Origin of the sequence: Stenotrophomonas sp. CASM110 (genome assembly GCF_049384345.1) — a bacterium.
Taxonomy (GTDB): domain Bacteria; phylum Pseudomonadota; class Gammaproteobacteria; order Xanthomonadales; family Xanthomonadaceae; genus Stenotrophomonas; species Stenotrophomonas muris.
This window is the reverse complement of the sequence record NZ_JBMRGI010000017.1, coordinates 79532-100046: the sequence shown is the minus strand read 5'-3', so window position 1 is coordinate 100046 and position 20515 is coordinate 79532. Positions and strand designations below refer to the sequence as shown.

Annotated in this window: 22 protein-coding genes and 1 other RNA gene; 10 read left to right on the top strand and 13 right to left on the bottom strand. The window is 66.3% G+C overall.

Annotation, left to right across the window (positions count from 1 at the left end; translation table 11 throughout):
* Positions 1-165: 165 nt before the first annotated feature.
* Positions 166-1365 (bottom strand): MFS transporter, encoded by a 1200-nt coding sequence (locus VG561_RS15425; protein WP_041863321.1) that lies wholly within the window; start codon positions 1363-1365, stop codon positions 166-168.
* 72 nt (positions 1366-1437) lie between these two features.
* On the opposite strand from VG561_RS15425, the gene VG561_RS15420 reads away from it, so the two are divergent.
* Positions 1438-2235: an AraC family transcriptional regulator gene (locus VG561_RS15420; protein WP_423179788.1), complete on the top strand. Its 798-nt coding sequence runs from the start codon at positions 1438-1440 to the stop codon at positions 2233-2235.
* A 60-nt stretch (positions 2236-2295) separates the two neighbouring features.
* On the opposite strand, the gene dnaJ is transcribed toward VG561_RS15420, so the two are convergent.
* The 4 genes from dnaJ to hrcA all read right to left on the bottom strand — a co-directional run bounded on the left by dnaJ (position 2296) and on the right by hrcA (position 7323).
* On the bottom strand, positions 2296-3420 hold the full coding sequence (dnaJ, locus tag VG561_RS15415; protein ID WP_014036853.1) for a molecular chaperone DnaJ: 1125 nt from the start codon (positions 3418-3420) through the stop codon (positions 2296-2298).
* A 154-nt stretch (positions 3421-3574) separates the two neighbouring features.
* Complete coding sequence (gene dnaK / locus VG561_RS15410; RefSeq protein WP_014646813.1) at positions 3575-5497, bottom strand: molecular chaperone DnaK; 1923 nt, start codon at positions 5495-5497, stop codon at positions 3575-3577.
* A gap of 182 nt (positions 5498-5679) precedes the next feature.
* Positions 5680-6195 carry a nucleotide exchange factor GrpE gene (gene grpE / locus VG561_RS15405; protein WP_014646812.1) on the bottom strand — a complete coding sequence of 172 codons (516 nt, stop codon included), beginning with the start codon at positions 6193-6195 and terminating at the stop codon, positions 5680-5682.
* A 63-nt stretch (positions 6196-6258) separates the two neighbouring features.
* Entirely contained in the window at positions 6259-7323 is a 1065-nt protein-coding gene (gene hrcA / locus VG561_RS15400) for a heat-inducible transcriptional repressor HrcA (protein ID WP_014646811.1), read from the bottom strand.
* Between the two features lie 115 nt (positions 7324-7438).
* Between hrcA and recN the strand changes: the two genes are divergently transcribed.
* The gene (gene recN, locus VG561_RS15395) at positions 7439-9100 is read left to right on the top strand and encodes a DNA repair protein RecN (RefSeq protein WP_111206254.1); all 1662 of its coding nucleotides are present in this window, start codon (positions 7439-7441) and stop codon (positions 9098-9100) included.
* A gap of 110 nt (positions 9101-9210) precedes the next feature.
* Here the strand turns inward: recN and VG561_RS15390 are convergent, their stop codons facing one another.
* Positions 9211-10128, bottom strand: a complete 918-nt coding sequence (locus tag VG561_RS15390) for a LysR family transcriptional regulator (RefSeq protein ID WP_032959114.1) — start codon at positions 10126-10128, stop codon at positions 9211-9213.
* A gap of 97 nt (positions 10129-10225) precedes the next feature.
* Between VG561_RS15390 and VG561_RS15385 the strand changes: the two genes are divergently transcribed.
* Positions 10226-11533 carry an SGNH/GDSL hydrolase family protein gene (locus tag VG561_RS15385; RefSeq protein WP_049407705.1) on the top strand — a complete coding sequence of 436 codons (1308 nt, stop codon included), beginning with the start codon at positions 10226-10228 and terminating at the stop codon, positions 11531-11533.
* A 63-nt stretch (positions 11534-11596) separates the two neighbouring features.
* Here the strand turns inward: VG561_RS15385 and fur are convergent, their stop codons facing one another.
* Positions 11597-12013 (bottom strand): ferric iron uptake transcriptional regulator, encoded by a 417-nt coding sequence (gene fur, locus VG561_RS15380; protein WP_014646807.1) that lies wholly within the window; start codon positions 12011-12013, stop codon positions 11597-11599.
* Between the two features lie 103 nt (positions 12014-12116).
* Here fur and VG561_RS15375 point away from each other — a divergent pair, with 103 nt between their 5' ends.
* Positions 12117-12509 (top strand): outer membrane protein assembly factor BamE, encoded by a 393-nt coding sequence (locus VG561_RS15375; RefSeq protein WP_014036847.1) that lies wholly within the window; start codon positions 12117-12119, stop codon positions 12507-12509.
* 33 nt (positions 12510-12542) lie between these two features.
* On the opposite strand, the gene VG561_RS15370 is transcribed toward VG561_RS15375, so the two are convergent.
* Together VG561_RS15370 and VG561_RS15365 are read right to left on the bottom strand one after the other, a co-directional pair.
* Positions 12543-12800, bottom strand: a complete 258-nt coding sequence (locus tag VG561_RS15370; RefSeq protein ID WP_197575328.1) for an RnfH family protein — start codon at positions 12798-12800, stop codon at positions 12543-12545.
* Positions 12801-12803: 3 nt separating this feature from the next.
* Complete coding sequence (locus VG561_RS15365; RefSeq protein WP_032959119.1) at positions 12804-13229, bottom strand: type II toxin-antitoxin system RatA family toxin; 426 nt, start codon at positions 13227-13229, stop codon at positions 12804-12806.
* Between the two features lie 57 nt (positions 13230-13286).
* Between VG561_RS15365 and smpB the strand changes: the two genes are divergently transcribed.
* The gene (gene smpB, locus VG561_RS15360) at positions 13287-13790 is read left to right on the top strand and encodes an SsrA-binding protein SmpB (protein ID WP_005409231.1); all 504 of its coding nucleotides are present in this window, start codon (positions 13287-13289) and stop codon (positions 13788-13790) included.
* Positions 13787-14218, top strand: a complete 432-nt coding sequence (locus VG561_RS15355; protein ID WP_014646804.1) for a GNAT family N-acetyltransferase — start codon at positions 13787-13789, stop codon at positions 14216-14218. Before smpB ends, VG561_RS15355 begins: the two co-directional genes overlap by 4 nt.
* A 26-nt stretch (positions 14219-14244) precedes the next feature.
* Here the strand turns inward: VG561_RS15355 and VG561_RS15350 are convergent, their stop codons facing one another.
* Complete coding sequence (locus VG561_RS15350; protein WP_180835871.1) at positions 14245-14817, bottom strand: hypothetical protein; 573 nt, start codon at positions 14815-14817, stop codon at positions 14245-14247.
* A gap of 220 nt (positions 14818-15037) precedes the next feature.
* Between VG561_RS15350 and ssrA the strand changes: the two genes are divergently transcribed.
* Positions 15038-15391, top strand: a transfer-messenger RNA (tmRNA) gene (gene ssrA / locus VG561_RS15345).
* A 165-nt stretch (positions 15392-15556) separates the two neighbouring features.
* Entirely contained in the window at positions 15557-16762 is a 1206-nt protein-coding gene (locus tag VG561_RS15340; protein WP_423179787.1) for a tyrosine-type recombinase/integrase, read from the top strand.
* 845 nt (positions 16763-17607) lie between these two features.
* Here the strand turns inward: VG561_RS15340 and VG561_RS15335 are convergent.
* Positions 17608-18108, bottom strand: a complete 501-nt coding sequence (locus VG561_RS15335; protein ID WP_423179786.1) for a hypothetical protein — start codon at positions 18106-18108, stop codon at positions 17608-17610.
* Between the two features lie 270 nt (positions 18109-18378).
* Here VG561_RS15335 and VG561_RS15330 point away from each other — a divergent pair, with 270 nt between their 5' ends.
* Complete coding sequence (locus VG561_RS15330; protein ID WP_258391567.1) at positions 18379-18864, top strand: hypothetical protein; 486 nt, start codon at positions 18379-18381, stop codon at positions 18862-18864.
* Positions 18865-18909: 45 nt separating this feature from the next.
* Here VG561_RS15330 and VG561_RS15325 read toward each other — a convergent pair whose 3' ends face one another.
* Positions 18910-19524 carry a hypothetical protein gene (locus VG561_RS15325; protein WP_423179785.1) on the bottom strand — a complete coding sequence of 205 codons (615 nt, stop codon included), beginning with the start codon at positions 19522-19524 and terminating at the stop codon, positions 18910-18912.
* Between the two features lie 62 nt (positions 19525-19586).
* Here VG561_RS15325 and VG561_RS15320 point away from each other — a divergent pair, with 62 nt between their 5' ends.
* Positions 19587-19856, top strand: a complete 270-nt coding sequence (locus VG561_RS15320; RefSeq protein ID WP_423179784.1) for a hypothetical protein — start codon at positions 19587-19589, stop codon at positions 19854-19856.
* Between the two features lie 161 nt (positions 19857-20017).
* Here VG561_RS15320 and VG561_RS15315 read toward each other — a convergent pair whose 3' ends face one another.
* Positions 20018-20443 (bottom strand): BLUF domain-containing protein, encoded by a 426-nt coding sequence (locus VG561_RS15315; protein ID WP_423179783.1) that lies wholly within the window; start codon positions 20441-20443, stop codon positions 20018-20020.
* Positions 20444-20515 lie beyond the last annotated feature (72 nt).

Below are 20515 nucleotides of genomic sequence, written 5' to 3'. Positions count from 1 at the left end.
GTTGCAGGGGTGTCCGCGGCATGGATGCCGCGGCCAAGCCCCCAGGGATGGGTTTACGGCGTCCCCTGCAACCGGACCCACCCCGCCAACCCACGGATAGCCCGCTTCTGCTGTTGACGTTGCCTCTGCAGGTGCAGGGCTGCAAGCCCTGCAAACCCAAACCCCTCAGTGAGCAGCAGGCCGCGACGGTGGCAGCCACGCTGCGACGATACCGAGCAGCGGCAGGAACGCGGTCAGCTGATAGACGAATTCAATGCTGGTCCTGTCTGCCAGCATGCCCAGCACGGCCGCGCCAAGCCCGCCCATGCCGAATGCAAAGCCGAAGAACAGGCCGGACACCATGCCGATGCGGTGCGGCATCATCTCCTGCGCGTACACCACGATGGCCGAGAACGCCGAGGAGAGCACGAAGCCGATCAGCACTGCCAGCACTGTGGTCCATAGCAGATCGGCGTGCGGCAGCATCAGCGCGAACGGGGCCACGCCGAGGATCGAGGTCCAGATGATCGGCTTGCGGCCGATGCGGTCACCCAGCGGGCCGCCGAGGAAACCACCGGCGGCAGACGCCACCAGGAACGCGAACAGATGCAGTTGCGCCTGTGCCACCGGAATGCCGAAGTGGTGGATCAGGTAGAAGGTGAAGTAGCTGCCGATGCTGGCCATGTAGAAGTACTTGCTGAAGATCAACACCAGCAGGATCGCCAGCACCTTGGCCACGGTGCGCGACGAATGCCGCGGGGCCATAGACGCGGTGCTGGCCGGACGCGGTGTGCCCAGGTGCAGTGCATACCAGCGGCCAACATAGGTCAGCAGCGCGATGCCGATCAGCGCGGCGCCGGCAAACCATGATGCGGCACGCTGGCCATACGGCACGATCACGGCCGCAGCGATCAACGGCCCCAGCGCGGTACCGAAGTTGCCACCCACCTGGAACACCGACTGCGCGAAGCCATGGCGACCGCCCGAGGCCAGCCGGGCGATGCGCGAGGCCTCCGGGTGGAAGATGGCCGAACCAATGCCGACCATCGCCGCAGCCATCAGCACCACCGCGTAGTTCGGCGCAAAGCCGAGCAGCAGCATGCCGCACAGGGTCGAGGCCATGCCGATCGGCAGCGAGTACGGTGCCGGGCGGCGGTCGGTGGCCATGCCGATCAACGGCTGGAAGATCGACGCGGTGAGCTGGTAGGTCAGCGTGATCAGGCCGATCTGGGTGAAGCTGAGGTTGAAGCCGCCCTTGATCACCGGATAGATGGCCAGGATCAGCGACTGCATCATGTCGTTGACGACATGCGAGGTGGAGATGGCGGCCAGCACGCCGGGAGCCACCGGGCGTGAGGTCGTTGCGGGAGAAGCCAGGGTCGACATGGACACAGTCAGGTTGGGGGCGAGCCACGCATGCTACGGTGGGCCCCCACTCCCTTCTGCCGCGTTCGGGTCATGACCTATCGCAAAAAGGACACTCCCTGCCCAATCCGCGAGACCGCGCCGTGGAACGAAGTGCCGGTACACCGCCCGGTGACCAGCCGCGCCCGGCACTACCCGCCCGGTACCCACATCGCGCCACACCGGCATCGCCGTCACCAACTGGTCTTCGCCATGTCCGGCCTGATGGTGGTGCGCGCGGACGGTGGCCGCTGGGTCGTGCCCTCCACCCGCGCGATCTGGGTTCCGGCCGGTATGGTGCATGCGGTGGACTGCATCGCCGAGGTGCACATGCGCAGCCTGTACGTGGAACCGGACTTCGCGCCGCAACTGCCGGATGGGGCGTTCGCAGTACAGGTGGCGCCGCTGCTGCGCGAACTACTGCTGGCGGCCAGCCTGATCGAGTCCGCGCACGTGGACGACAGCCGCGACGGTCGCGTGGTGCGCCTGCTGCTGGACGAGCTGCACCGCATGGACGTGCTGCCGCTGCACCTGCCCTCGCCCACCGACCCGCGCCTGCAGAGGATCTGCCAGCACATCCAGAAGCATCCCGCCGACGACGCCACGCTGCAGGACTGGGCCCAGGCGCTGCAGGTGGACGTGAAGACCATCCAGCGCCATTTCGCCGGCGAACTGGGCATGACCTTCGGGCAGTGGCGGCAGCAGGCGCGGCTCCTGGCCGCCCTGGAGCGATTGGCAGTCGGCGACAAGGTCATCGATGTGGCGCTGGCGATGGGCTACGACAGCCCCAGCGCGTTCACCAGCATGTTCAAACGCCAACTGGGGCAGACGCCCGCGGCGTTTTTCCGCTGATCGCAAACGAAAACGCCGGGCATGGCCCGGCGCTACCGCTCAACGCTTCGGTTGAAAAACTCAGGACGTCATCCGGTCCCAGAAGCCCTTCACGCCATCCATGAACGTCGCCGACTTCGGCGAATGCTTGCGTGCTTCCTCGCCGACAAAGGTGGCTTCGAACTGCTCCAGCAGCTTGCGCTGTTCGTTGGTGAGGTTGACCGGGGTCTCCACCACCACGCGGCAGTACAGGTCGCCCTCGCTGCGGCTGCGCACCGAACGCACGCCCTTGCCACGCAGGCGGAACAGCTTGCCGGTCTGGGTCTCGGCCGGGATGCGGATTTCCGCTTCGCCGCCGAGGGTCGCCACGCGTACGGTGTCGCCAAGCGCTGCCTGCGAGATGCGGATCGGCACTTCGCAGTGCAGGTCGTCGCCATCGCGCTGGAAGATCGCATGCTCGCGCACGCGCACTTCCACGTACAGGTCACCCGGCGGCGTACCGGCCGGACCCGCCTCACCTTCACCCTGCAAGCGGATGCGGTCGCCGGTATCGACGCCCGCCGGCACCTTCACCGACAGCACCTTGTCTTCCTCGACACGGCCGTTGCCGTGGCAGGTCTTGCAGGGCTTGGCGATGATCTGCCCACGGCCGCCGCAGTTGTGGCAGGCCTGCTGCATGGCGAAGATGCCGCGCTGGATGCGCACCTGGCCGCGGCCATGGCACACATTGCAGGTTTCGACCTTGCCGTCTTCGGAGCCACTGCCATCGCAGTCGCCGCACTCGGCCAGGGTCGGGATCTCGATGCGGCGCTCAACGCCGCGTACCGCTTCTTCCAGGTCCAGCTCCATCACGTAGCCGATGTCGGCGCCGCGACGGGCCTGGCGCGGCCCACCGCCGCCCCCGCCAAAAATGTTGCCGAAGATATCGCCGAAGATATCGTTCATGTCCGGGCCGCCCGGACCACCCCCGCCCATGCCGTGCTCGAACGCGGCGTGGCCGTGGCTGTCGTACATGCGGCGCTTGTTGCCATCGGACAGCACTTCGTAGGCTTCCTTGCACTCCTTGAAGGAGGCTTCGGCCGCCGCATCACCCGGGTTGCGGTCCGGGTGGAACTTCATCGCACAGCGACGGTAGGCCTTCTTCAGCTCGTCGTCGGTGGCGGTGCGGGCAACGCCCAGCACTTCGTAGTAATCGCGCTTGCTCATATGGTGAATCTGGTTCCGGAAAGTCGGGATTCGTCAAAGCGGAAGAGCGGAACCAGGTCCGCTCTTGCGTCGGGCGCCCCGACACGCCGGTGGGCGGTCAGGACCCTGATGCGACAACGGGACGCTGATGGCCAGCGTCCCGTGTCGGTCCGGATCAGGACTTCTTGTCGTCCTTGACTTCGGTGAACTCGGCGTCGACCACGTCGTCCTGCGCCTTGCCGGCGTTGCCGGCGTCGGCACCCGGGGCACCGCCCTGGTCGGCCGAAGCAGCGGCGAACAGCGACTGGCCGGCTTCCTCCAGCACCTTCGACTTGGCTTCGATCTGTGCCTTGTCGTCACCCTTCATCGCGGTTTCCAGGTCGGCCAGGGCCGCCTCGACCTTGCCGATGACATCGCCGCCGACCTTGCTGCCGTGCTCGGTGATGGCACTGCGGGTGCCGTGGATCAGGGCATCGGCCTGATTGCGGGCCTGCACCAGCTCCTGGAACTTCTTGTCTTCTTCGCGGTTGGCTTCCGCGTCGGCGACCATGCGTGCGATCTCTTCCTCGGACAGGCCCGAACCGGCCTTGATCTCGACCTTCTGTTCCTTGTTGGTCTTCTTGTCCTTGGCCGACACGTGCAGGATGCCGTTGGCGTCGATGTCGAAGGACACTTCCACCTGCGGCAGGCCACGCGGGGCCGGCTCGATGCCGGACAGGTCGAACTTGGCCAGCGACTTGTTGAAGCGGGCCTGCTCGCGCTCACCCTGCAGCACGTGCACGGTCACGGCCGACTGGTTGTCCTCGGCGGTGGAGAACACCTGCGAGGCCTTGGTCGGGATGGTGGTGTTCTTCTCGATGATCTTGGTGAACACGCCGCCCATGGTTTCGATACCCAGCGACAGCGGGGTCACGTCCAGCAGCAGCACGTCCTTGACGTCGCCGCCCAGCACGCCGCCCTGGATCGCAGCGCCCAGTGCCACGGCTTCGTCCGGGTTGACGTCCTTGCGCGGTTCCTTGCCGAAGAATTCGGTCACCGCCTGCTGCACCTTCGGCATGCGGGTCTGGCCACCGACCAGGATCACTTCGCTGATGTCGCTCGAACGCAGGCCGGCATCGTTCAGGGCGACGCGGCACGGCTCGATCGACTTCTTGATCAGGTCTTCCACCAGTGCTTCCAGCTTGGCGCGGGTCAGCTTGATGTTCAGGTGCTTCGGACCCGAGGCGTCAGCGGTGACGTACGGCAGGTTCACTTCGGTCTGCTGGGCGCTGGACAGCTCGATCTTGGCGCGCTCGGCAGCGTCCTTCAGGCGCTGCAGGGCCAGCGGATCCTTGCGCAGGTCGATGCCCTGGTCCTTGTTGAATTCTTCAACCAGGTACTCGATGACGCGGTTGTCGAAGTCTTCGCCGCCCAGGAAGGTGTCGCCGTTGGTGGCCAGCACTTCGAACTGCTTCTCGCCGTCGACGTTGGCGATCTCGATCACCGAGACGTCGAAGGTGCCGCCGCCCAGGTCGTACACCACGATCTTGCGATCCTTGTTGTCGCCCTTGTCCAGGCCATAGGCCAGCGCGGCCGCGGTCGGCTCGTTGATGATGCGCTTGACGTCCAGGCCGGCGATGCGGCCGGCATCCTTGGTCGCCTGGCGCTGGCTGTCGTTGAAGTAGGCCGGCACGGTGATGACCGCTTCGGTGACCTTCTCACCGAGGAAGTCCTCGGCGGTCTTCTTCATCTTCTCCAGCACCTTGGCCGAGATTTCCTGCGGGGCCATCTTCTTGCCATCGCTGGTCGACACCCAGGCATCGCCATTGTCATGGGCCAGGATGCTGTACGGGACGTGGGCGATGTCCTTCTGCACTTCGGCGTCGGTGAACTTGCGGCCGATCAGGCGCTTCACCGCATAGAAGGTGTTCTTCGGGTTGGTGACGGCCTGGCGCTTGGCCGAGGCGCCCACCAGGACTTCGCCGTCCTTGGTGTAGGCGACGATCGACGGGGTGGTGCGATCGCCTTCCGAATTCTCGATGACGCGGGCCTTGCCGCCGTCCATGATCGCCACGCACGAGTTGGTGGTGCCGAGGTCGATACCAATGATCTTGCCCATGGGGGAGACTCCTGAGGATGCTTGTTGGGGTCAGTCCGGCCGTTCGGCCGGTGGATGAATACGATGTGGGGGAGGCTCGTGGAACATTCAAGCCATCTCCCGAACGCTGTGTTTCCGGTCGCCCGGCGCGTTCAGCGTCGGGCCGGGTGACGGGACATTCCCGCCTTCCGGCCCTGGAGGGGTCAGTCGGCGGCCACCACCACCAGCGCCGGCCGCAGCAGGCGCTCGTTGAGCAGGTAACCCTTCTGGAACACGGTCACCACGCTGCCCGGGGCGGCGTCTGGGGCCGGCACCTGGCTGATGGCCTGGTGGTGTTCCGGGTTGAACGGCTGGCCGATCGGGTCCAGCAGGACCAGCCCGTTGTCGGCGGCAACCTTCAGCAGCTGCTTGTAGGTCAGCTCCAGGCCCTCGCGCAGCGGATGCGGGTCATCGCCGGCCGCCTTCAAGCCGGCATCCAGGCTGTCGAACACCGGCAGCAGCTCGCCCAGCAGCTTCTCGTTGGCGAACTTGCGGGCCTGCTCGATGTCACGGGCAACGCGCTTGCGCTGGTTCTCGAGGTCGGCGCGCTCACGCAGCGCATCGGCCTTGATCTGCTCGACCTCGGCGCGCAGGCGCTCCACTTCGTCGTTGACGCCGGCGGCGGCGGCCGCATCGGCGGCAGTCTGCTGGGATTCGATATCTGGATGTTCGTGGTTCATGTCTGGGTCCCTGGCGGTCAGTCTCCGCCTCCACCCACCCTAGTGTGGGCGGGATGCTGCGTTTCAAGCGTCGGATGTTCCAGGAGTGCGCCCGGCTGGCGAAAACGCCGCGCCGAGTACATCGGCAGTAGCCTGGACCAGCGGGATCATCCGGTCGTAGGCCATCCGCTTGGGGCCGATCACGCCCAGCACGCCCAGCACCTGGCCATTGGCGGCATAGGGGGCGGTGACCAGCGAGACCCCCTGCAACGGCATCATCCCGGTCTCTTCGCCAATGAAGATGCGCACCCCCGGGGCCTGGATGGTGCGCTCCAGCAGCTGCAGGATCTCCCGCTTGCTGGAGAACAGCTCGAACAGCTCGCGCAGCCGCTCCAGGTCGGACAGGTCCTGCACCCCCATCAGACGGGTCTGCCCGGCCACCAGCATGTCATCGGCCGCCGGCTGCAGGGCCTGCTCGGCCAGCTCGATGCTGTGCGCCAGCAGCTGCTCCAGCTCCGAACGGGCATCACGCAGTTCCAGCAGCAGGCGGGTGCGGATCTCGGCCATCGGCAGGCCGGCGAAATGCGCGTTGAGGTAGTTGGCGACCTGTTCCAGCTGGCCCGGCGCGAACTCCTGGCGGGTCTCGATGACCCGGTTCTGCACCTCGTTGTCGGCGAACACCAGGATCGCCAGCACCCGGCGCCCGTCCAGCGCCACGAAATCGATCTGGCGGAACGCGAACTGCTCGCGCCGCGGCGCGCTGACCACGCCGACGAAGTGGCTCATCGCCGACAGCAGCTCCGAGGCGCTGCCAAGCAGGGCCTGGGTGCTGCCGCCGCTGGCCAGTTCCTGCCGTAGCCGGGCCAGCTCGCCTTCGCCCGGCGGCTGCATCTGCAGCAGGCTGTCGACGAACACCCGGTAGCCATGTGCGGTCGGGACGCGCCCGGCCGAGGTGTGCGGCGAAGCCAGCAGCCCCAGGTCTTCCAGGTCACCCAGGATGTTGCGGATGGTGGCCGGACTGACCTCCAGCCCGGCCACGCGCGCCAGCGTCTGCGAGCCGACCGGCTCACCGTCCTGGATGTAACGCGCGATCAGCGTGCGCAGCAGATGGCGCGCACGCGGGGCAAGCTGGTCGGGAGAACCGTGCATGGAATCAACCTGTGAGACACGGACACTAGATAATGGCGGCGGATCACCTTGGCAAGTCATTGGACCTCCCGCGCCCGCGTGCTAGCGTTGCGCGGCTGCTGACACCCCCTTACCCATGCTCAGACATCTTTCGATCAAGGATTTCGCCGTCGTCCGCGCCACCGAACTGGAGTTCGGGCCAGGCATGACCGTGGTTTCAGGCGAGACCGGCGCCGGCAAGTCACTGATGGTCGACGCGCTGGGCTTCCTGTCCGGCCTGCGCGCCGACAGCGGCGTGGTCCGCCACGGCGCCGCGCGCGCCGAGCTGTCGGCCGAGTTCGCGCTGGACCAGCTGCAGGCCGCGCGCCAGTGGCTGGCCGACAACGAGCTGGACGACGAGGAGCAGTGCCAGCTGCGCCGCGTGATCCGTGCCGATGGCGGCTCGCGGGCCTGGATCAACGGCCGCCCGGTGACCCTGGCGCAGCTGGCCGACCTGGCCTCGCTGCTGGTGGAGATCCACGGCCAGCACGAGCAGCAGGCCCTGCTGGCACGCCCATCACAGCTGGCCCTGCTGGATGCCTATGCCGGCAACGAGGACGAGCGCCGCCAGGTGCGCCGCGCCGCTGCGGCCTGGCAGGCGCTGGTCGATGAATCACTGGCGCTGTCGCAGCAGGGCGACGTCAGTGACCGGATCGGCTTCCTGGAGCACCAGCTGCGCGAACTGGACCGCGAGGATCTGGAACCGGAGTCGATTGCCGCGCTGGGCGCCAGCCACCGCCGCCAGGCCCATGCCAGTGCCCTTCTGAGTGCCTGCCAGGCGGCCAGCAACCAGCTCAACGGCGACGACGGCAGTTCCGCGCTGGACCTGCTGCAGCAGGTGCGCCACGAGCTGTCGCGCCTGATCGAGCACGACCCGCGCCTGGGCGAGGTGGACGGGCTGATCGAGAACGCCTCGATCCAGCTGCACGAAGCCCTGTCGCTGCTGGACCGCGTGCATGACGACCTCGACGCCGACCCGGAACAGTTCGAGGAGAACGAGCGTCGCCTCGGCCGCCTGCACGACCTGGCCCGCAAACACCGCGTGCCGATGGACGAACTGGGCGCGCAGCGCGAGCGCATGCACGCCGAAGTGGAACAGCTGCGTGGGGCTGACGAACGCCTGCAGCGCCTCGCCGGCGAGATCGACAAGGCCGCTGCGGCCTGGCGCGTGCAGGCCGGGCTGCTGACCGCCAGCCGCCGCGCCGCCGCTGCCGAGCTGTCGGCCACCACCACCGGCATCATCGCCGAGCTGGGCATGGGCGGCGGCCAGTTCCTGATCGAGCTGGAACCGCAGGACGCCGGCAAGCCCGACCCGCAGGGTGCCGAGCGCGTGGAATTCCTGGTGGCGGCCAATGCCGGGCAGCCACCGCGTGCCCTGCGCAAGGTGGCCTCGGGTGGCGAACTGTCGCGCATCTCGCTGGCCATCGAAGTGGCCGCGCTGGACCTGGATGCAGTGCCGACCATGGTGTTCGACGAAGTCGACTCCGGCATCGGTGGCGCGGTGGCGGACATCGTCGGCCAGAAGCTGCGCGCCCTTGGCGAGAAGCGCCAGGTGCTGTGCGTGACCCACCTGCCGCAGGTCGCCTCCAAGGGCCATGCCCATTACCGGGTCAGCAAAGCCCCGGTGGAAGGCATGACCCAGAGCGCAGTGGAAAAGCTGGACAGCAAGGCGCGCGAGGAAGAACTGGCGCGCATGCTCGGCGGCGTGGAAGTGAGCAAGGAAGCGCGCGCCGCCGCACGCAAGCTGCTCCAGGTGTAACGCCGGCCGAGCCGAGCATTGGCTCGGCTTCCGCACGGTAGTGCCGGCCGCTGGCCGGCACCCCGATGCGGGTGGATGAAGATCATGAGGTTGCCGGCCAGCGGCCGGCACTACCCCTGTGGCTGCGTCAGATCGACGTTCTCCACCAGGAAATCAAGAAACGCGCGCACCCGCAGCGGCAGGTAGCCGCCCTGCCCCAGGAACACCGCGTGCACCTCTTCCAGGTCACCGGGATTGGCGTCCTCCAGCACCGGCAGCAAGCGCCCGGCGGCAATGTCCTGCTGCACCTGGAATGCTGCCAGCCGCGCCATGCCCAGCCCACCCAGCACCAGCTGGCGCAGCGCATCGCCGTTGCTGGCGCGCGCGTTGCCACTGGGCAGCAGCATGCGTTCGCGCCCGTCCTGCAACAATGGCCAGCCCTGCATCGCGCGCGCATGGCCGATATCCAGCCGGTTGTGCGACTGCAGCTCCTCGGCAGTGCGTGGCAGCCCGTGCCGCTGCGCGTAGGCCGGTGCAGCCACGATCATCATCCGCGTCGCACCCAGCCGCCGCGCCACCAGGCTGGAGCTCTTCAGTGGACCGGCCCGCACCGCCACGTCGGTGCGCTGCTCAAGCAGGTCGATCACCTCGTCATTGAGGGTCAGGTCCACGCCTACCTGCGGGTTGCGTTCGAGGAATGCCGGCAGCAGCGGCAGCAGGAAATGCTGGCCGAACGGCACGTTGGAGTTTACCCGCAGCCGTCCGCGCGGCTCGGCATGGGCACTGGCACAGCGCTCGGCCTCCTCCAGGTCGGCCAGCACGCGCAGGCCGCGCTCGTAGAACGCGCAGCCTTCCGGGGTCAGCTGCAGCTGGCGGGTGGAGCGTTGCAGCAGGCGCGTACCCAGCCGCTGCTCCAGCCGGGCCACCAGCTTGCTCACTGCTGACGGCGTCATGTCCAGGGTGCGTGCGGCGGCGGAGAAGCCACCGGTCTCGATCACCCGCACGAACACTTCCAGTTCGCCGGATCGGTTGATGTCGGGTCGCGCCATGGCGATGAATCCAGTTCACAGATGATTGTCCATACGCAGTCTAGTTCACAGATGACCCCGGAATCACCATGGCGTTCCCTCCCACCTGGATTGCCCGATGAACCGCTTGAGCCAGCTCACCGCCACCGCCCTGCTCGCCCTGTCCGGCGTCGCCAGTGCCGCATCCGCCCCGCACTGGGTCGCCAGCTGGCAGGCCAGCCCGCAACCGGTCTGGGACGCGGATTTCCTGTTCCCGACCCTGGTTCCGGCCACGCTGCAGGACCAGACCTTCCGCCAGACCGCGCGCATCAGCCTGGGCGGGTCCCGGCTGCGGGTGCGGCTGAGCAATGCCTACGGCACCCAGCCGCTGCGGATCGGGGCGGCCAGCGTGGCCGCGGGCGCGGGCGCCACCCCGCAACCGCTCAGCTTCGACGGCCAGCCCGGGGTGTTGATCGGTGCCGGTCAGGAACGGCTGAGCGATCCGCTGGCGGTGGCCACGGAAGACCACCAGGCGCTGCAGGTCAGCGTCTTCGTGCCGGGGCCGACGCCGGTGCAGGCGTTCCATTGGGACGGCCGCCAGACCAGCTGGATCGCCGGCGGCAATCAGGCCCGGGCGCGCGACCTGCAGGGTGCCAGTTCCACTACCGCACGCCTGTTCCTCACCGGGATCGAGGTCGAGGCCGCCGCCAGTGCGCGTAGCGTGGTGGTGATTGGCGACTCGATCACCGACGGCGCCACCGCCAGCCTCGACCAGGACCAGCGCTGGACCGACCATCTGGCCGCGCGTCTGGCACCGCGCGGCGTCGCGGTGGTCAACGCGGGCATTTCCGGCAATCGGCTGCTGAGCGACGGCATGGGCGAGTCGGTTCTGGCCCGCCTGCGGCGTGACGCACTGGATCAGCCCGGCGTCGCCAGCGTCATCGTGCTGATCGGCATCAACGACATCAGCTGGCCCGGTACTGCCTTCGCCCGCGCGCAGCCCCGGCCCAGCCTGCCCGAGCTGCAGGCCGGCTATCGTGCCCTGGCCGAACAGGCCCACCGGCGGGGTCTACGCATATTCGGCGCCACCCTGATGCCGTTCGCGGGCGCCCTGCCCGGCACGCCGCTGGACGACTACTACCACCCGGACAAGGAGGCCCTGCGCCAACAGCTCAATGCATGGCTGCGCAGCAACAGCCCGTTCGACGCGGTGATCGACCTGGACGCGGCGCTGCGCGACCCGGCCGATCCGTCACGGATGGCCGCCGCCTACGACTCCGGCGACCACCTCCACCCGGGGGATGCCGGCAACCGGGCGATGGCCGAGGCGGTGGACCTGGAGATCCTGCTCGGTTGCAAGGGGTCAGAGCCCTTTGCTGGCGCAAAGGGATCCGACCCCGCAGAGCGCCCGGGGCCGGCCCCCTTTCCTGGAGGGAAAGGGCCCTGACCCCGGCAACGAAAAACCCCGGGCAAGCCCGGGGTTTCGTCGCTAGCGGCTGGCCGGAACGGCCTACTTGCGCTTCTTGCGCACGTAGAGCACCAGCGAGTGTTCTTCCAGCTCATAGCCGTGATCGGCCGCGATCTTGCGCTGCAGCTCCTCGATCTCATGGCTTTCGAATTCGATGATCTTGCCGCTGTCCACGTCGACCATATGGTCGTGGTGGCCACCACGGTCCAGCTCGTAAACGGCCTGGCCACCCTCGAAATTGTGCTTGAGCACGAGGCCGGCGGCCTCGAACTGGGTCAGCACCCGGTAGACCGTCGCCAGGCCGATCTCGTCGCCATGCTCGAGCAGCTGGCGGTAGATGTCCTCGGCGGTCATGTGGTGCTGGTGGTGCTGGGCATTGCGCTGTTCGAGCAGCGCCAGGATCCGCATCCGCGGATGGGTCACCTTCAGGCCGACTTTACGCAGGTCGTGGGTTTCCATAGGTCTCCGTTCATTGGCGATTTAGCGCCAGCTGCCTCGGATTGGGTCGCGGTGGCACGCCGGGAGTGTATCATCGGTTTGATTTCCCCAACCGCCAGTCCCGATGCGCAATCTCCTGTTGGTCGCCGCCGTCGCCCTGTCCACCACCGGGTGCGGCATCATCTACAAGCAACCCATCTATCAGGGCAACCTGATCCGGGAAGATGCCGTGGCCAAGCTGCAGGTCGGGCAGAGCAAGCAGCAGGTCACCGCGCTGCTGGGCACCCCGTCCATCCCCGACCCGTTCCACGCCCAGCGCTGGGACTATACCTCCAGCCAGCGCGTGAACCGCCTCGGCCGCACCGAAGTGAAGAACTTCGTGGTGTTCTTCGAGAATGACGCCGTTACCCGCTGGGAAGGCGACTACTTCCCGGGCAACGACAAGGCCCTGGCCCAGCAGACGGTGCGCCAGTTCGGCCGCAACCTGCCGAAGGACAAGAAGAAGAAGGGCCGCTGAGGCCTGCCCGTCCGCAGGGACGGGTTGCCGGGATCAACCGCCGAGCGCGCGACGCCGGCGGTTGTCCTTGGGGTCGGCCAGCAGCGGGCGCAGCAGCTCGATGCGGTCCCCGTCCAGCAGCGCCTGCTGTGGACGGGCCAGCACGCCATGCACCGCGGCGGCAGGACAGTCGACACTACCTTCCAGCGCAGCGGCGGCGATGGCGTCGGCCACGGTCGCTCCCTCTTCCAGCTGCAGGTGGCGCGACAGCACGCGCTCCGGCCAGGCCAGCACCACCTCGACCTCGATCATCGCTCAGCCCTCGTCGGCGACGCGGACGAAATCATTGACCATGCGATCGGCCAGTCCCTGGAAGCCGATCGCCAGGGCCGGACCGAGCAGGCGCGAGCTGGGTTCGAACTCCAGGGTCAGGGTGACCTTGCACGCATCCTCGGCCAGCGCATGGAATTCCCAGCGGCCGTGCAGCTGCTTGAACGGGCCATCGCGCAGCTGCATGTCGATGCTGTGCGGGCGCTGCAGGGTGTTTTCAGTCTGGAACCAGGTACTGAACGACCCCAGGCCCAGGTCCAGGCGCGCCACCAGGCGGTCCTCGCCCTGCTCCAGGATCTGGGCAGCCGAGCACCAGCGGAAACGGCGCGGATAGGCCTGGACGTCGTTGACCAGGTCGAACATGCGCGCGGCCGAATGTTCGACCAGGGCGCTGCGGCGGATAGTAGGCATGAATACAGGACGTTTCGGCAATCGACCGGGCGGGCCCGAATCGGAGACAATACGGAAATGAGCAAGAACAGCGGCAAGGATAAAGCAAAGAGCGCGACGGCCAACAAAACCATCGCGTTGAACAAGCGTGCCCGCCACGAGTACCACATCGAAGAGCGCTTCGAGGCCGGCCTGGCCCTGCAGGGCTGGGAGGTGAAGTCGATCCGCGCTGGCCGCGGCAACATCATCGACGCCTACGCCTATGTGAAGCACGGCGAGATCTTCCTGATCGGCGCGCAGATCACCCCGTTGATCCAGGCCTCCACCCACGTGGTGGCCAATGACCGGCGCGAGCGCAAGCTGCTGCTGCACCGGAGCGAGATCGACAAGCTGGTCGGCAAGGTCGAGCGCGATGGCTACACGATCGTGCCCACTGCGATGTACTGGAGCAAGAACAAGATCAAGCTCGAAGTCGCGCTGGCCAAGGGCAAGCAGACCCACGACAAGCGCGATGCCGCCAAGGACCGCGACTGGGCGATCGAGAAGCAGCGTGTGATGCGTCGCGGCAACCGCGACGCATGACCGCCCCCATCGGCGCCATGGTGACTGCCAGCGCCGATGAAACGCGCACGTTGTGCGCGCGCCTGCTGGCCTTCAACCAGGCCCACGGCGGCGATTCACTCGATGAGACTCCAGTCCGCCTGGCCTGGCATGACGAGCACGGCGCGCTGCGCGGTGGTGTGCTGGCCGACGTCTGTGCTGGCTGGCTGCAGGTACATGTGCTGTGGGTGGATCCGGAACTGCGCGGGCAAGGCATCGGCCAGCGCCTGCTGGCGGAAGCAGAAGCCGCCGCGCGCCAGCTTGGCGCCCGCAACGTGATGCTGGATACCTTCGACTGGCAGGCCGAAGCTTTCTACCTGCGGCAGGGCTACACCGTCTATGGGCGGCTGCCCGATTGCCCGCCCGGGCACGAGCGGATCTACCTGCGCAAGCCATTGTCAGGTTCCTGACCGCGGCCGCGGAAACCGCCGACCGGTCACCCTGCCAGCACGCCCTGCCCGCGCATGCGCGGTGCCAGCGCTGCGTGCATCACGGCCAGCTGCATCACCACTGCCAGTTCCGGCGCATGCCGGTCATCGCCGGCGCGCCACCGCTGCGCCAGCTGGGCCGCGTCGGCCGGCAGCAGGGCCAGCAGCTGGGCGTCATCCAGCGAATCGGCCGCGCCCTGGAGCTGCCGCGCCATCTGTCGCGCCTGCCATACATGCACGCCGATGCTGAGGCTGGCCAGCGACATCAGGACCACGGCCAGCCCGTGCTCGAACCATTGCGACAGCACTTCCGGCCCCCACAGCAGGGCCGCCAACACGGCCAGGCCCGGCAGGCGCCAGCCCAGCCAATGGATGCGACCGCGCTGCGACCAGTGCACAACCACCGCACTGGCCACCAATGCCGCGGCCGCAGTCGCCGGCAGCTCGGTCAGTGCGGTGGCCGCAAGCAACACCGCCAGCACCACCCAGACCCAGCCGGGCGGCAGGGCGCGCCGCTGGTAGTCGGCACCGACCGGCCCGATCAGCTGCCGCAGGCTGCGTTGTTGGCTTGCATCGGTCACCCACAGTCTCCGTGTCTGTCCTGGCCCGGATGGTCGCCGCCAGTGTGTCGCAAATTCGTGCCAGTGACGTTACCAATCCGCTATGCCGCTGGCTCTACAACATGTTGTGGATTGCCACGGTGACTGTTCAGCTGTTTTGGCGTAGCATTGGCAGCGTTGGGCAGGCACTGGCCGTGGCGACACGAAACAGGCCTTGTACCTTGCAGAACTTGAAGAAACCGGGGGTGCATTGGTTTCGACGGGGGTTGTGAAGTCGCCTGGCGCATGCCGAGGGGGTAGCTTTCCTCGTAAATCCAGCTGCAAAACTCTAGTTGCCAACGACGACAACTACGCTCTGGCCGCTTAAGGCCTAAGCCTCGAAACCGCTTGTGTCCATGCTCGCGGTGTAGAGTCACTATCATGGAATCGCGCTGGATGGCTGCCTGTCAGTCCGGCACTAGAACACAACAGGCTGGTTCCCGGATGCGCTTTGCGCACCGTGCTGTTCGGGGACGAGATCCAACGGTGAGCTAAGCATGTAGTGCTGGGGATGGAGTGCCTTCGGACGGCGGTTCAATTCCGCCCACCTCCACCAACGAACGGTCCGTAAAGGACCGGAGAAGCCCGGAAACCCCCGCATCACAAGGGTTTCCGGGCTTTTTTACTGTCCGCGGTAGACCGGGGCAATCCGTTTCAATCCATGAGACGGTGGGGGTATATCAAGGGGTATCCGACCGCACCCACTGAAGCGATACCCCCAATGCCTCTGACCGACGCAGCCATCAGGCGTGCCAAGCCCAGCGACAAGCCGCAGAAGATCACCGACGGCGGCGGCCTGTACCTCTACCTCACCCCGACCGGCGCGCGCAGCTGGCGCTGGAAGTACCGCATCGCCGGCAAGGAGAAGCTGCTATCGATCGGCCTGTACCCGGATGTCTCCTTGGCGCGCGCGCGCGAGGCCCGCGAGGAAGCCCGCCGTCTGCTGGCCAGAGGCGTCGACCCGGGCGCGCAGAAGAAGGCTGCCGCCCTCGCCCACTCCGCCCTCGGCTCTGACAGCTTCGAGACCATCGCCAATGAGTGGCTGGCCACACGCCCATGGGTGCCCAGCTATGCGGAGAAGGTCGAAGCCTGGATGAAGAACGACGTAGTCCCGTGGCTCGGGTCGCGCTCTGTAGCTGACCTCACCGCGCCGGACTTCCTCCGGGTGGCCCGGCGCATCGAGGAACGCGGCGCGATCGAATCCGCGCATCGGATCATGCAGAACTGCGGCCAGATCATGCGGTACGCCGTGGCTACTGGGCGGGCCGAGCGGAACCCGGTTGCCGACCTGAAGGGAGCGCTCGCGCCGCCGAAGGAGGCCCACCATGCGGCGATTACCGACCCCGTGCAGCTGGGTGGCCTGCTGCGCTCGATCGAGGCATACAGCGGATCTGCCATCACCCGCGCGGCTCTGCGGCTGGCGCCGCTGGTGTTTCTGCGTCCTGGCGAACTGCGACATGCGGAATGGGAGGAATTCGACCTCGACGCGGCCGTGTGGACCATCCCTGCCAGCAAGATGAAGATGCGTGCTGCGCACCTAGTGCCGCTGTCCAGGCAGGCGCTGCAGATTCTGGAGGACATCAAGCCGATCACCGGCCGGCACAAGTGGGTGTTCTCTGGCGCCCGCGATTCCAAACGCCCGATGTCGGAGAACGCCGTTACCGCAGCGCTGCGCAACATGGGTTACGACCGAACGATGATGACCGGCCACGGCTTCCGCGCGACGGCTCGCACCATTCTGGACGAGGTCCTGCACTTCCGCCCGGACATCATCGAGCACCAGCTTGCTCACGCGGTGAAGGATCCCAACGGCCGGGCCTACAACCGCACATCGCATCTGCAGGAGCGCGTGCGGATGATGCAGGTCTGGGCGGATTACCTCGGTGGCCTGCGCGATGCCAACGTGGTGAAGCTGCGGGCTGGATGATGCCTACACGCCGCGCTGCATCTGCTGCAGCCCTGCCCTGGCCCAGGCCATGCGGGCGCCTTTCGGACAGGGACTGACGCCGGCGGCGGCGGGTAGCACTACAATCGGCGTCCGCACGAAAGGGTGATCGTCCGATGCTGCTTTACAAATTTAAGTCGGCCCAAGACGCGTTGTATGCGCTGGATATCGCTATCCACGAGCGGATCTTCTGCGCCCCTTATGCCAGCTTGAACGATCCGTTCGAAGGTCAGTTCCGCACACTAATTGGGGACCCCAGTCTCGGGTTCCCATCGCTCTTCACGCACGGATTCGGTCAACAAAACACGCGAATTGCATACAGCGGCCTGGACACCATAGCCCTGGAAGGCCCCTCAAGAGTCTGCAGCCTGTCAGCGGACTGGCGTGACGTAAGAATGTGGGCTCTGTACGCAGATAGCTTTCGGGGACTAGCTTTTGAATTCGACGTCAATCCTGATGAACCCGAGCTCCACCAAGTCGTCTACGGGGCGCAGCTGCCAAAGCTGGATGTAGGTCTGCTCATGCCGTCAGACACAATAGATGCACTGACCCACAAAACGGACCACTGGAGCTACGAAACTGAGTGGCGCTATATTTCAGAGCGACAGTACATCGACCTACCTGGGCGCTTACGAAAGATCTATCTCGGGAGCCGCGTCGCGCCAGCAGTCAGGGACGCCGTGCTGAAGGTCGCTCCCAGCCATACGAAGGTGCACCTGGTTGGCCTCGACCCGGTAAACGTTCGAATGACATTGGGACCTGAGCTACCCCGATCGTCATAGGCGGCAACAGGCATCAGCGACTTGTTCCCCTAAAGATGACATGCGCTAAGGAATATGGCCGAGCTGGCGTCTCCCGGCCTTCAGCCATAACTTGATTGGATCCCTTGCTCTTGGCCTGGTCTCCTTCGGCGGTCGGCGCGGTTCCAGCGCTTCCTTGATCCGCGCCAGTTCCAACCGCCCGGCCTCGGCTAGGCGCCGGGCCTGTTGCTGCTGCTCACGAGTCGGAGGCAGCCCGGGCAATGGCGGCGGCGGCTGGGTCGGGGTGCTGTCGGTCAGCCGGGCGACTGCCTGGCGCAGGGGCAGATCGGGATAGAGCCTGGCCGCACACCAGCGCTCGGCGTACCGCTTCGCCTGCCGGACGTTGGCCGCGCGCACTTCCTTCACCTGCCACATCTTCTGGCCTTCCATCCATAGCCGGACCCCGAGACCGCCATCAGGCGTGACGCTGGCCGTCTCGCGGCCGTTGTACCAGAGCGCCCAGCGCTCGCCGGTCTGGACCCAGCCAGAGGAGATCGGGGCGGTGCGGAAGCCGTGGGAGTACTGCATGGCCGGAAGGATACGGCTGGCCGTCGCAGATCCTGCGAAGCAGGCGGGCACATGTCTGAACCGGTCACATTCGGATCCCTGTCACATCCCTCGCCTCGGTGGGGCTTTACCTACACCGAACTGGCCGGTTTTCCGATTGCACCTCAGGCGAGGGGTTGCGACCGTGCCCGGGCAGTGCAGCACTACCCTACTCATGGAGAGATGGAAGTGAACTCAATGCAAAGCGATTGCAGGACTGCCCGCTCGACCCCTCGCCGCCTGATGCTGGGCATGTCACTTGCTCTGTTGTCAGCCGGCTTTGCCCAGAGCGCCTTCGCCGGCCAATGGGTGCCGACGGGCCGCGTACTCTGGGTGGATTCGGAAACTATCCAGCCTTACCCAGTGGCCTATACCAACTTCTGCCAGGGCGGCGTGGATGGGCCGAGCGGCGTCTACCTGTACGGCGACTGGGGTTCGGAAGGGTTCGGCTCGTGCCCAACCGACCCATACACCGGTTTTCAGGAGATGAAGGGCTCCGGCGGCACATGCAGACCGGATCCCCAAGGCGTTGGTGGCGGCTACTCCTGCGAAGAGAATCACCACACCTTCGGCGGTCAGACCTACCAAGGCCCGATGCCGGCGACCTGTAGCTCGCCTGGGATCTATGGCGTAAGCCACCTCTACCGTAGGGAACTCGTCTACTTCGGCTCCGGCCATATGCCCGATGACTTCTACGACAGGTTCTACGATAGCTCCGAAGAGTATGTCTGCCAGTAGTTCGCACGTTGCTCTATACGTCCCCGCGCGAGCGGGGACGTTGCGTTACATGAGCCCGAGGTCCTTCAGCACCGTCTGGCCCTTCTGCAGGAACCCGGCCAGCAACCGCCCGCCCGCTACCTCACGACCCATCTGCTCATTGAGGTAGCCGGCCTGGAGACGCGCATGGGCCATGAGATCGGCTTGGGCCATGCTCGGCGTCAAAGCCTGGAGCGGCTCCCCGGGCGACGCAAGCTGGCCTTCGATCGCCTGGACCAGGCAGGGCCGCTGGCTGTCGCTCTTGGCATATCCAGTGGCCATCATCCGGCCGTTCCTGGGCGACCAGCCTCCCAGCACTAATTCGGTCCCCAGTTGGGCGAGCGGCAGGCCGGCCTCGGCTGCTGCCTTCTCGTAGTTCGGCCATAGCTGATCCACTACCAGCCCGAGCTCGGCGGACAACTGCTCCATCGTGAAATCTGCGCGGAAGCTGGCCTGCAGCGCCAGCTCATAGATGCGAAGGAAGAACTGAGTGGAACCGCGAGTGGCCAGTACCAGGTTGTGCTGAGGGATCAGCAGCAGCTTCGCCCCCGCGGAATGCGCCCCTGTCCGGGCATCCTCTGCCAGAGTGTCTACTGCGACGACCAGGTGGTCGCGAGTGAGCAGAACGTTGAGGATGCTCATAGCGGACTCGTCCAGAGGTCCGCAGACTATCGCCTTCCCCGCCCCAGCCTGTCGAGATCGCCATGACCGCCGAAATCACCGAGATACTCGAGCGCCTCCAAGCCTGTGAGGCCGGACTCGAGATGCACCGCGGCTACCTCAAGGCGATGGAGTACGCATTGCGGGTCTGCGTATTGACCCACCCAGCACCCAACGATCTCGCCAACGCGTGGCATCAGCTTCTGCCGAACATTGCGGCCAAACACAGGCCTGACAGCAGCGATCTCTTCGCTGCCGCCTTCGAGCAGTCACTGAGGCTTCTCACCGAGCAAATCGGCGACGCTCGCCCCTAATCGTCACTTGGCTAGTGCCGGCGCGGCGCAGCTCACGCGCCCCCGGGTTGAGCGGCCATTGGCCCCGGATCCGGCATGGTCAGCTTACCCATCTGGCGACACCGGCGCCATCCCAAGAACGGCCGCTGCCCTACCAGATTACAGCCCTGCGCCCAGGGGCATCAGCCATTCACCTGCGGAGTGACGATGTCCGCAAGCTGGACCATAGCGCTTCCGAGGGCGCCTGCATTTGCCTCGTAGCGGCGCAGCCCGTCCCAGTCCTGACGTATGAGATCCCGGAGGTCATCAGACACAACAGGGACAAGTCGCATTGCCCAATAAGGGAAGCGCCGAATGGACGCACGACCACGCCCAAGCTCAACAATCTCTCTATGACTGGCTGCCGCGAGAATTCGACCGTAGACGGCTTCTACTCCATCTTCAGGGCCTTCAAAGTACTGCACGAAGCGCTGGCCATCGAAAAGAAGAACACCCGTCACCCCCGCCTCGACATTGAAGCGTGCCGCATCACGCGTCAGCCTTTCGACTTGCTCCGCAGTTACACCACTGCTCGCCTCGCTGGCGTAGGCGATAGATTGAAGCGGCACTGAAGTTCCCCCTGTCGCAGGAGTATCCCTGCACGTCAGGATGACAGATTTACGGCAGAAGGGACGATCTGG

What these genes read in the sequence shown, in the direction of transcription:
- VG561_RS15425 (WP_041863321.1), bottom strand. Translation starts at nt 1,365, where the DNA reads ATGTCGACCCTGGCTTCTCCCGCAACGACCTCACGCCCGGTGGCTCCC.
- VG561_RS15420 (WP_423179788.1), top strand. Translation starts at nt 1,438, where the DNA reads ATGACCTATCGCAAAAAGGACACTCCCTGCCCAATCCGCGAGACCGCG.
- dnaJ (WP_014036853.1), bottom strand. Translation starts at nt 3,420, where the DNA reads ATGAGCAAGCGCGATTACTACGAAGTGCTGGGCGTTGCCCGCACCGCC.
- dnaK (WP_014646813.1), bottom strand. Translation starts at nt 5,497, where the DNA reads ATGGGCAAGATCATTGGTATCGACCTCGGCACCACCAACTCGTGCGTG.
- grpE (WP_014646812.1), bottom strand. Translation starts at nt 6,195, where the DNA reads ATGAACCACGAACATCCAGATATCGAATCCCAGCAGACTGCCGCCGAT.
- hrcA (WP_014646811.1), bottom strand. Translation starts at nt 7,323, where the DNA reads ATGCACGGTTCTCCCGACCAGCTTGCCCCGCGTGCGCGCCATCTGCTG.
- recN (WP_111206254.1), top strand. Translation starts at nt 7,439, where the DNA reads ATGCTCAGACATCTTTCGATCAAGGATTTCGCCGTCGTCCGCGCCACC.
- VG561_RS15390 (WP_032959114.1), bottom strand. Translation starts at nt 10,128, where the DNA reads ATGGCGCGACCCGACATCAACCGATCCGGCGAACTGGAAGTGTTCGTG.
- VG561_RS15385 (WP_049407705.1), top strand. Translation starts at nt 10,226, where the DNA reads ATGAACCGCTTGAGCCAGCTCACCGCCACCGCCCTGCTCGCCCTGTCC.
- fur (WP_014646807.1), bottom strand. Translation starts at nt 12,013, where the DNA reads ATGGAAACCCACGACCTGCGTAAAGTCGGCCTGAAGGTGACCCATCCG.
- VG561_RS15375 (WP_014036847.1), top strand. Translation starts at nt 12,117, where the DNA reads ATGCGCAATCTCCTGTTGGTCGCCGCCGTCGCCCTGTCCACCACCGGG.
- VG561_RS15370 (WP_197575328.1), bottom strand. Translation starts at nt 12,800, where the DNA reads ATGATCGAGGTCGAGGTGGTGCTGGCCTGGCCGGAGCGCGTGCTGTCG.
- VG561_RS15365 (WP_032959119.1), bottom strand. Translation starts at nt 13,229, where the DNA reads ATGCCTACTATCCGCCGCAGCGCCCTGGTCGAACATTCGGCCGCGCGC.
- smpB (WP_005409231.1), top strand. Translation starts at nt 13,287, where the DNA reads ATGAGCAAGAACAGCGGCAAGGATAAAGCAAAGAGCGCGACGGCCAAC.
- VG561_RS15355 (WP_014646804.1), top strand. Translation starts at nt 13,787, where the DNA reads ATGACCGCCCCCATCGGCGCCATGGTGACTGCCAGCGCCGATGAAACG.
- VG561_RS15340 (WP_423179787.1), top strand. Translation starts at nt 15,557, where the DNA reads ATGCCTCTGACCGACGCAGCCATCAGGCGTGCCAAGCCCAGCGACAAG.
- VG561_RS15335 (WP_423179786.1), bottom strand. Translation starts at nt 18,108, where the DNA reads ATGCAGTACTCCCACGGCTTCCGCACCGCCCCGATCTCCTCTGGCTGG.
- VG561_RS15330 (WP_258391567.1), top strand. Translation starts at nt 18,379, where the DNA reads ATGTCACTTGCTCTGTTGTCAGCCGGCTTTGCCCAGAGCGCCTTCGCC.
- VG561_RS15325 (WP_423179785.1), bottom strand. Translation starts at nt 19,524, where the DNA reads ATGAGCATCCTCAACGTTCTGCTCACTCGCGACCACCTGGTCGTCGCA.
- VG561_RS15320 (WP_423179784.1), top strand. Translation starts at nt 19,587, where the DNA reads ATGACCGCCGAAATCACCGAGATACTCGAGCGCCTCCAAGCCTGTGAG.